This window comes from Mycobacterium sp. (genome assembly GCF_035506235.1).
Classification (GTDB): Bacteria; Actinomycetota; Actinomycetes; order Mycobacteriales; family Mycobacteriaceae; genus Mycobacterium.
This window is the reverse complement of the sequence record NZ_DATJPU010000109.1, coordinates 1-8,778: the sequence shown is the minus strand read 5'-3', so window position 1 is coordinate 8,778 and position 8,778 is coordinate 1. Positions and strand designations below refer to the sequence as shown.

Annotated in this window: 9 protein-coding genes and 1 pseudogene; 4 read left to right on the top strand and 6 right to left on the bottom strand. The window is 71.0% G+C overall.

Annotated features, from left to right (window positions below; translation table 11 throughout):
• Positions 1 to 291, bottom strand: a 291-nt coding sequence (locus VMD50_RS10215) for a type I restriction-modification system subunit M N-terminal domain-containing protein (protein ID WP_325427395.1), incomplete at its 3' end; no start/stop codon positions are given.
• 371 nt (positions 292 to 662) lie between these two features.
• Here VMD50_RS10215 and VMD50_RS10210 point away from each other — a divergent pair.
• Entirely contained in the window at positions 663 to 1,190 is a 528-nt protein-coding gene (locus VMD50_RS10210) for a hypothetical protein (RefSeq protein ID WP_325427393.1), read from the top strand.
• 11 nt (positions 1,191 to 1,201) lie between these two features.
• On the opposite strand, the pseudogene VMD50_RS10205 reads toward VMD50_RS10210, so the two are convergent.
• The 4 genes and pseudogenes from VMD50_RS10205 to hemE all read right to left on the bottom strand — a co-directional run.
• A pseudogene (locus VMD50_RS10205) lies at positions 1,202 to 1,432 on the bottom strand (class I SAM-dependent methyltransferase); the annotation flags it as partial.
• A complete protein-coding gene (hemQ, locus tag VMD50_RS10200) occupies positions 1,429 to 2,124 on the bottom strand; it encodes a hydrogen peroxide-dependent heme synthase (protein ID WP_325427391.1) in 696 nt (231 codons plus the stop codon). The gene hemQ and the pseudogene VMD50_RS10205, both read right to left, overlap by 4 nt.
• A 5-nt stretch (positions 2,125 to 2,129) precedes the next feature.
• A complete protein-coding gene (locus VMD50_RS10195) occupies positions 2,130 to 3,509 on the bottom strand; it encodes a protoporphyrinogen oxidase (protein ID WP_325427389.1) in 1,380 nt (459 codons plus the stop codon).
• Positions 3,506 to 4,600: a uroporphyrinogen decarboxylase gene (hemE, locus tag VMD50_RS10190; protein WP_325427387.1), complete on the bottom strand. Its 1,095-nt coding sequence runs from the start codon at positions 4,598 to 4,600 to the stop codon at positions 3,506 to 3,508. Before hemE ends, VMD50_RS10195 begins: the two co-directional genes overlap by 4 nt.
• A gap of 52 nt (positions 4,601 to 4,652) precedes the next feature.
• Here hemE and VMD50_RS10185 point away from each other — a divergent pair, with 52 nt between their 5' ends.
• From VMD50_RS10185 to VMD50_RS10175, 3 genes are all read left to right on the top strand, one after another.
• Complete coding sequence (locus tag VMD50_RS10185) at positions 4,653 to 5,459, top strand: enoyl-CoA hydratase/isomerase family protein (RefSeq protein ID WP_325427385.1); 807 nt, start codon at positions 4,653 to 4,655, stop codon at positions 5,457 to 5,459.
• A gap of 137 nt (positions 5,460 to 5,596) precedes the next feature.
• Entirely contained in the window at positions 5,597 to 6,214 is a 618-nt protein-coding gene (locus VMD50_RS10180; RefSeq protein WP_325427396.1) for a DUF3000 domain-containing protein, read from the top strand.
• Between the two features lies 1 nt (position 6,215).
• Entirely contained in the window at positions 6,216 to 7,547 is a 1,332-nt protein-coding gene (locus VMD50_RS10175; protein ID WP_325427383.1) for a ribonuclease D, read from the top strand.
• A gap of 33 nt (positions 7,548 to 7,580) precedes the next feature.
• Here VMD50_RS10175 and VMD50_RS10170 read toward each other — a convergent pair.
• A partial coding sequence (locus VMD50_RS10170; RefSeq protein ID WP_325427381.1) for a transketolase C-terminal domain-containing protein occupies positions 7,581 to 8,778 on the bottom strand: 1,198 nt, incomplete at its 5' end.

Genomic DNA, 8,778 nt, shown 5'->3' with positions numbered 1-8,778 from the left:
CAGGTTGTCGGCGACGCCCTCCGGATCGCCGACTAGGGAGGCGAAGGTCCACCGGGAGGTGTTGTAGAACGGCAGTTTGAACTTGGACTTGAGCAGGACTCCGGGGTCGATCTTCATCGACTGGATCTTCTTGCACTCCGCCAGGACCTGGTCCTTGGTCGGCTCCAGAATGCAGTCCAGGCGGCGCAGGATCGTAAACGGCAAGATAACGTCGCCGTATTGGTTGGGCTGATACGGCCCGCGCAGCAGGTCGGCGATCTTCCAGATCAGATTGGCATTCGTCGTCGCCATGTGCCAGTTGCTTCCCTCCGCTCGGCTCGCATAGGGGAAGTTACTCCGACGAGACGACGACACCAGGATGTCGCGGTACGTGGCCCCGCTGACGACCCCCGAGGCTGCAAGCTCAATCCCTACGATCCTGCCGCCCTAGCGGCTTGTCTCCCGGACGAACTTCGGTCGTTCGAGGAGGGGTTTTACTACCCCAGCGGCCTACACGACTGCATCTGCTCTGAGCGGATTTCTGGTTGAGCCCAACCGCTTATGCCTGTGATGCCTGTGATGAATGCAGCGAGGCTATCCACTGCTGAGTCGTTCGGGCACATGCTTTCTGAGGCTCTCGAAACGGAGGACGACACCACCCGAAACGCCGGTATCGTCATCGCATGGCGAAGACACCGAAAGACGAGTACCAGGCGGTCCGGTCGTACAGGGGCGGAGCGGACGCGATGATCGGAGCCACCCTGGAACAGGCTGAGCGGCAGGCTGCCGAGTGGACGGCTGAGATGCGCCGCGAGGGCGCGGCTTCCGCGATTCGCCGCGTGGCCGTTGAGGTCTGGCGAAAGGACGGCCAGCTCGCAGGGCCCCCCGGTAAGAAGCCGGTGTTGTTCGAGGCGTCCTACTACGACCCAGAGCAGGGGCTCACCGACGACCAGGCGTACACCGCCCGCGTCCACGACTGGCACGCCAAGGCGGACGGCTGGAACAGCCGGTCCCAGCCCAAGTACCACGCCAACCACCCCAATCACGGACGCTGCTGGACGAGAGACGTCATGTCGTACGGCGACTGGTCGGACGACTGGGGGCCCAAGCCGACCACTTGCCCCGCGTGCGGTCAAACCGTCGACCCCCAGGACCGCTTCGACCCGCAGTACCCACCTTTTGGCACGGCGGCTAGGCCCCGGCCAGCTTAGTATTTACTAAGTGTTGTCGAGTAGCCCTTCGAGGCGTAGTAGATCGCGTGGTGGCCGGGGCCGGTGCCCGGGTCGAGCACCTCACCCTTGATCGCGCCCAGCGCGACCAGCCGCTGAACCACCGGCTGCGGGCCGCCGATGTCCCAGGGCGTGGCCGCGGGTAGCCCGTGCGACAGCCGGTCGTCGCGGTACATCTCCTCGAACCGGGTGGGGTCGGTCGGGTCGAACGGTGCTGTTGTCATGGCAGCGCCGCCACCAACTGCTCGACCGGCACCCGCGGCCCCGTGAAAAACGGCGTCTCGGCGCGGGTGTGCCGACGCGCGTCGGTGGCGCGCAGCTCGCGCATCAGGTCGACGATGCGGTCCAACTCCGGCGCCTCGAAGGCCAGGATCCACTCGTAGTCGCCCAGCGCGAACGCCGGCACGGTGTTGGCGCGGACGTCCTTGTACTCGCGCGCGGCCATGCCGTGCTCGGCGAGCATGCGGCGGCGTTCCTCGTCGGGCAGCAGATACCACTCGTAGGACCGCACGAAGGGATACACGCAGATGTAGGCGCCGGGCTCCTCGCCGGCCAGAAATGCCGGGATGTGGCTCTTGTTGAACTCGGCGGGCCGGTGCAGCGCCACGCTGCTCCACACCGGCACGCAGGCCCGGCCCAGCGTGGTGGTGCGCCGGAAGTCGGCGTAGGTCGCCTGCAGCGCCTCGACGCGTTCGGCGTGGGTCCAGATCATGAAGTCGGCGTCGGCGCGCAGCCCGGCCACGTCGTAGAGGCCGCGCACCACGACGCCGCGGTCTTCCTGCTGCTTGAAAAACGTGGCGGCGTCGTCGATCACGGCGTCCCGCTCCTCGCCCAGCACACCGGGCCGCACGGAGAACACCGAGAACATCAGGTAGCGCAGCTGCGAGTTCAGGGTGTCGTAATCGAGTTTGGCCATGGAACCTATCGTGCCACTTCCGCCCGGAGCGCCTCGACCGCGCGGCCGGCCGCCCCGACGCAGGCGGGTACGCCGATCCCGTCGAGGTAGCTGCCGGCCACCGCCAGCCCCGGCGGCAGCCCGGCGCGCACCTCGGCCACCACGTCGGCGTGGCCGGGGCCGTACTGCGGCATGGCCTCGATCCAACGCTGGACGCGGGCGTCGACGGGGTCGACGGTCAGCCCGAACACGTCGACCAAGTCGCTCAACGCCCATCCCACCAGTTCGTCATCGGCGGTGCCGGCGGCCACATCGTCACCGAACCGCCCGAACGACAGCCGCAGCAGCTGGGCGTTCGCGCGCGTGCCCCATTTTCTGGAAGACAGCGTGATCGCCTTGGCGCGCAAGGGTTCCCCGCTGGCCACCAGCACGCCCGAGCAGTGCGGGAACGGCGTGCCGGCGGGCACCGCGAGCGCCACCACCGCCGACGACGCGCTCTCGATCCGGCGTGCCGCCGCGGAGGTGCGCGGCGCAACCTCACCGACCAGCGCCGCCAGCCGCGGGGCCGGAATGGCCAGGACCACCGCGTCGGCGTGCCAGCGCGCGCCGGTGTCGTCCAGCAGCGCCCAACCGGGCCCGGCCGGCTCGATCCGTTGCACCGCGGCGCGCACCCAGCGCGGCCGGCTGCGCGCGACGAGCTCGTCGACCAGCACCCGGTAGCCGCCGTCGATCGCCCCGAACACCGGCGCGCCGGTGTTCGGGGGCAGCCCCTTAACGACCGCGTCGGTCAGGCTGGTGGCGCCGCGGTCGAGGGCCGCCGCCACGCTGGGGGCCGCCGCGCGCAGGCCGATGGTCGCCGCGGAGCCCGCATACACCCCGCTCAGCAGCGGATCCACCGAGCGGGCCACGACCTGCTCGCCGAACCGGTCGCCGACCAGTTCGGCCACCGCGGGATCGCTGCCCGGTCGCCAGCTGAAAGGTCGGGTGGGTTCGGCGTCGATGCGTGCGACCGTCGCCTCGTCCACCAATCCGGCGACCGACGCGGACGACGACGGGATCCCGACGATCGTGCCGGCCGGCAGCGGGTGCAACTGCCGCCGGCTGTAGATCAGTGGCCGGGCGCCGGTGGTGGCCAGTTGGCGACCCGACAGGCCGAGCTCGGCCAGCAGCGCCGGCATCTCGGGCCGGCGCAGCACGAACGCCTCGGCGCCCACGTCCATCGCCTGCCCGCCGACCCGCTCGGTGCGCAACACGCCGCCGAGCCGGTCGGCGGGCTCGAACAGCGTGATCGTCGCGTCATCACCCGCCCGGTCGGCGGCCGCGCGCAGCCGGTATGCCGCGGTGAGTCCCGAGATACCGCCGCCCACAACGCAGTAGGAAGGGCAGCAATACGAGCGTGCCGTCATAGCGAATGGACCAGCGCGACCAGGTCGGTCAGGACGGCGGGATCGGTCTCGGGCAGCACCCCGTGGCCGAGGTTGAAGACGTGGCCGGTGGCGCCGGCGTCGACCGCGCGGCGTCCGTCGTCGATGACGGCCCGCGCGGCGCGCTCGACCACCGGCCAGCCCGCCAGCAGCACCACCGGATCCAGGTTGCCCTGCAGCGCCGTGCCGGGCTCGACCCGGGCGGCGGCGTCGGCCAGCGACGTGCGCCAGTCCACCCCGACGACGGTCGCCTGGCGGGGCTTCATGCCGCACTTCAGCGCCGACGACATCGCGCCCAGCAGTTCGGCCGTGCCGACGCCGAAATGCGTCATCGGGACGCCATGGTCCGACAGCGTGGCGAACACCCGCGAGCTGTGCGGCAGAACGTAGTGGCGGTAGTCGGCCAGCGACAGCGTCCCGGCCCACGAGTCGAACACCTGAATCGCGTCCACCCCGGCCTCGATCTGCCCCTGCAGGAACGCGACGGTGAGGTCGGTCAGCTTCGACATCAGCTCGTGCCAGCTGTGCGGCTCGGCCAGCATCATCGCCTTGGTGCGGGCGTGGTTGCGGCTGGGGCCGCCTTCGACGAGATAGGACGCCAGCGTGAACGGGGCGCCGGCGAAACCGATCAGCGGGACATCGCCCAGCGCCCCGACGAGCAGCGAAACCGCTTCGCGTATCGGCTGAATCGCCTGCGGGTCAAGGGGTTTCATCGCCTCGATGTCGTCGTCGGTGCGCACCGGGTGCGCGATGACCGGCCCGACGTCGGCGACGATGTCCAGTTCGACGCCCGCCGCGCGAAGCGGCACCACGATGTCGGAGAACAGGATCGCGGCGTCGACGCCGTGGCGACGCACCGGCTGCAGCGTGATCTCGCAGGCCACCTCGGGCTCGAAGCAGGCCGCCAGCATGCTGTGCCGTTCCCGCAGCGCCCGGTATTCGGGCAGCGAGCGCCCCGCCTGCCGCATGAACCACACCGGCACGTGGCCGGGCTTGCGCCCGCTGACGGCGGCCAGATACGGCGACTCGGGCAGGTCGCGACGGGTACGCGCGGGGTTGCCGGGGTTATTCATCGGCCTCAATGCTGCCACGAGCGCCGATCGGCGCTTGCGTAACATCACGATGGTGCCGATCAGCTACGACGAGTTCCCCAGCCTCCGATTCGAACAAGCCGGGAACGGCGTGCTGACCCTGGTCCTGGACTCCCCCGGGCTCAACTCGGTCGGGCCGCAGATGCACCGCGACCTCGCCGACGTCTGGCCGGTGCTCGATCGCGATCCCGCCGTGCGCGTCGTGCTGGTCCGCGGCGAGGGCAAGGCCTTCTCCTCCGGCGGCAGCTTCGACCTGATCGAGGAGACCATTGGCGACTTCGAGGGCCGGATCCGCATCATGCGGGAGGCCCGCGACCTGGTGCTCAACATGGTCAGCTTCGACAAGCCCGTGGTGTCGGCGATCCGGGGGCCCGCCGTCGGCGCCGGCCTGGTGGTGGCGCTGCTGGCCGACATCTCGGTCGCCGGCCGCACCGCGCGGTTCATCGACGGACACACCAAGCTCGGGGTGGCCGCGGGTGACCACGCCGCGATCTGCTGGCCGCTGCTGGTCGGCATGGCCAAGGCCAAGTACTACCTGCTCACCTGCGAGACCCTGCTGGGCGAGGAGGCCGAGCGCATCGGGCTGGTCTCCACCTGCGTGGACGACGACGACGTGCTGGCGACGGCCAGCCGCATCGCCGAGAACCTGGCCCAGGGCGCGCAAAACGCGATCCGCTGGACCAAACACAGCCTCAACTACTGGTACCGCATGTTCGGCCCGGCCTTCGAGACGTCGCTGGGCCTGGAATTCGTCGGTTTCGGCGGCCCCGACGTTCGGGAAGGCCTCGCCGCGCACCGGGAGAAGCGCCCGGCCCGATTCAGCGGGGGAACCGCGCCCTGAGCAGCCAATACGGCCTTCTCGAGGCCCAGATGAGCGCTGGTAACGGCTTGGTCGCGACGGGCCCGGAACCCGGCGCGCCTGTTTCGGCGTGTCGGGTGAGGGGTCTAGCGTCGAACGCTGTGAGCCGCGCCGCGACGATGCACAGCGGCGGCGACAAGGAGGAGCGGCGCCAAGTGACCTCAGCTGAACCGGCCCCATTCCGCGAGGCGGTGGCGGCGATGAACCGCGTCACCGTGCGGTCGGAGATCGAGCTGGGCCCGATCCGCCCGCCGCAGCGCCTGGCGCCCTACAGCTACGCCCTGGGGGCCGAGGTCAAGCATCCCGACCTCGAGATCGTCCCGGAGCGATCCGAGGGCGACGCGTTCGGCCGGCTGATCCTGCTGTACGACCCGGACGGCGCCGACGCCTGGGACGGGACCCTCCGCCTGGTCGCCTACATCCAGGCCGACCTCGACCCCACCGAGGCCGTCGATCCTCTGCTGCCGGAGGTGGCGTGGAGCTGGCTGGTCGACGCGCTGGAATCCCGCCTCGAGCACACCACCGCCCTGGGCGGCACCGTCACCGCCACCACCTCGGTGCGCTACGGCGACATCTCCGGGCCGCCCCGCGCCCACCAGCTGGAGCTGCGGGCGTCCTGGACGGCGACCACCCCGGAGGTCGGGGCGCACGTCGAGGCGTTTTGCGAAGTGCTGGAGCACGCCGCGGGCCTCCCGCCGACCGGGGTCACCGACCTGAGCTCGCGGTCACGCGCCTGACATGGGCGAAGCGGGGGCCGTTAGGCCCGACAACACCGCGCCTGACAACACCGCGCCCGAACCCTGCCCGCTGCTGCACCCGGCCGACGGGGTCCCCGATCTGGCCGTGAGCGTCCGCGAGATCGAGGCGGCCGCACGATTGCTGGAACGCGGGCGCGGACCGTTTGCGGTGGACGCCGAGCGGGCGTCGGGTTTCCGCTACTCCAACCGCGCCTACCTGATCCAGATCCGGCGGGCGGGGGCGGGCACCGTGCTCATCGACCCGGTCAGCCACGGTACCGACCCGCTGACGGCGCTGCGGCCGGTCGCCGAGGTGCTGGGCACCGACGAATGGATCCTGCACTCGGCCGATCAGGACCTGCCGTGCCTGGCCGAGGTCGGGATGCGGCCGCCGGCGCTGTACGACACCGAGCTCGCCGGACGGCTGGCCGGGTTCGACCGGGTGAACCTGGCCACCATGGTCGAGCGGCTGCTCGGGTTCGGGTTGGCCAAGGGCCACGGCGCGGCCGACTGGTCCAAGCGCCCGCTGCCCGCCGAGTGGCTCAACTACGCGGCCCTGGACGTGGAATTGCTCATCGAGCTGCGCGCGGCGATCTCCGAGCTGCTCGCCGAGCAAGGAAAAACAGGTTGGGCCGCAGAGGAATTCGACTACCTGCGGGCGTTCAAGGGCGGCGATGCCGCCGCGGACGTCACGTCGGTCGCCCGGCGGGACCGCTGGCGCCGAACGTCGGGAATCCATCGGGTGCGCGACCGGCGCGGCCTCGCCGCGGTGCGCGAGCTCTGGGCGGCGCGCGACCGCATCGCCCAGCGCCGCGACATCGCCCCGCGCCGCATCCTGCCGGATTCGGCCATCATCGACGCCGCCCTCGCCGACCCGAAGACCGTCGACGAACTCGTCAAGCTGCCGGTGTTCGGCGGACGCAACCAACGCCGCAGCGCCCAGGTCTGGCTGGAAGCGCTGGAAGCGGCCCGGCGAAGCCGGGATCTCCCGGAGGACGCCGAACCGCCCAACGGGCCTCCGCCGCCGGCGCGGTGGAGCAGGCGCAAACCGGAGGCCGCCGCGCGGCTGGAGGCGGCCCGGGCGGCGCTGAGCGAGGTGTCGGAGCGGGTGCGGGTCCCCACGGAGAACCTGGTCTCGCCCGACCTGGTGCGACGGCTGTGCTGGGACTGGGAGACGGCCCCCGACCCCCTCGCGGCCGTCGACGACTTCCTGTGCGCCGGGCAGGCGCGGGCCTGGCAGCGAGAACTCGTGGACCCGGTGCTGGTCCGGGCGTTGCAGCCGCCGGAGGGCACCGACGCCGAAACCGACGTCGGCGTGGAAAAGGTCGAGTAGACCGCGCGCTAACGTCGATTTCGACGTCGACTCTTAGTCGAGGCGCTCCCGGACCTCGGCCTCGGGGACGGACGCGCCCAGCGCCGCGGCCCAGCCGGTGATGCGGCGCGCCACGTCCTGGTCGGTCAGGCCGAGATCGGCGAGCACCTCGCCCCGCGACGCGTGCTCGTAGAACCGCTGCGGCAGCCCGACGTCGCGGCAGGGCGTGTCGAATTCCGCGCGCCGCAGCGCCGCCGACACGGCCGATCCCACCCCGCCGTTGACGCCATTGTCCTCGAGGGTGACGACCAGCTTGTGCTGCGCCGCGATCTCGACCACGCCGTCGGACACCGGCAACACCCAGCGCGGGTCGATCACCGTCACCCCGATGCCCTGGTTGTGCAGCCGCTTGGCCACCGCCAGGGCCATCGGCGCGAACGCGCCGACCCCGACCAGCAGCACGTCGTGGTTCAACCCGCCGGCCGGCACCGCCAGCACGTCGACACCCGACCGTCGCTCCAGGGCCGGAATATCTTCGCCCACATCGCCTTTGGGGAACCGGATCGCCGTCGGACCGTCGTCGACGTCGAGGGCCTCGCCGAGTTCCTCGCGCAGCCGGGTCGCGTCGCGCGGCGCGGCCACCCGGATGCCGGGCACGATGTTCAGCATCGACAGGTCCCACATGCCGTTGTGGCTGGCGCCGTCGGGACCGGTGATCCCGGCCCGGTCGAGCACCATCGTGACGGGCAGCCTGTGCAGCGCCACGTCCATCATGATCTGGTCGAAGGCCCGGTTGAGGAACGTCGAATAGATCGCCACCACCGGGTGCATGCCCCCCATGGCCAGGCCGGCCGCCGACGTCATCGCGTGTTGCTCGGCGATGCCGACGTCGAACAGGCGATCCGGGAACTGTTGCCCGAACGCCGTCAGCCCGGTGGGGCCGGGCATCGCCGCGGTGATGGCCACGATGTCGCGGCGCTTTCTCGCGTAGGCGATGAGCGCCTCGGAGAAGGTCGCCGTCCAGCCCGGGCCCGGGATCTTGGTGGCCAGGCCGGTGGCCGGGTCGATCACGCCGCAGGAATGCATCTGCTCGGCCTCGTCGTCCTCGGCTGGCGCGTAACCCATGCCCTTGCGGGTGACGACGTGCACGATCACCGGGCGCCCGAAGCCGCGGGCGTGGCGCAGCGCGACCTCCACCGCGCGTTCGTCGTGCCCGTCGACCGGGCCGACATACTTCAGGCCGAGGTCGGTG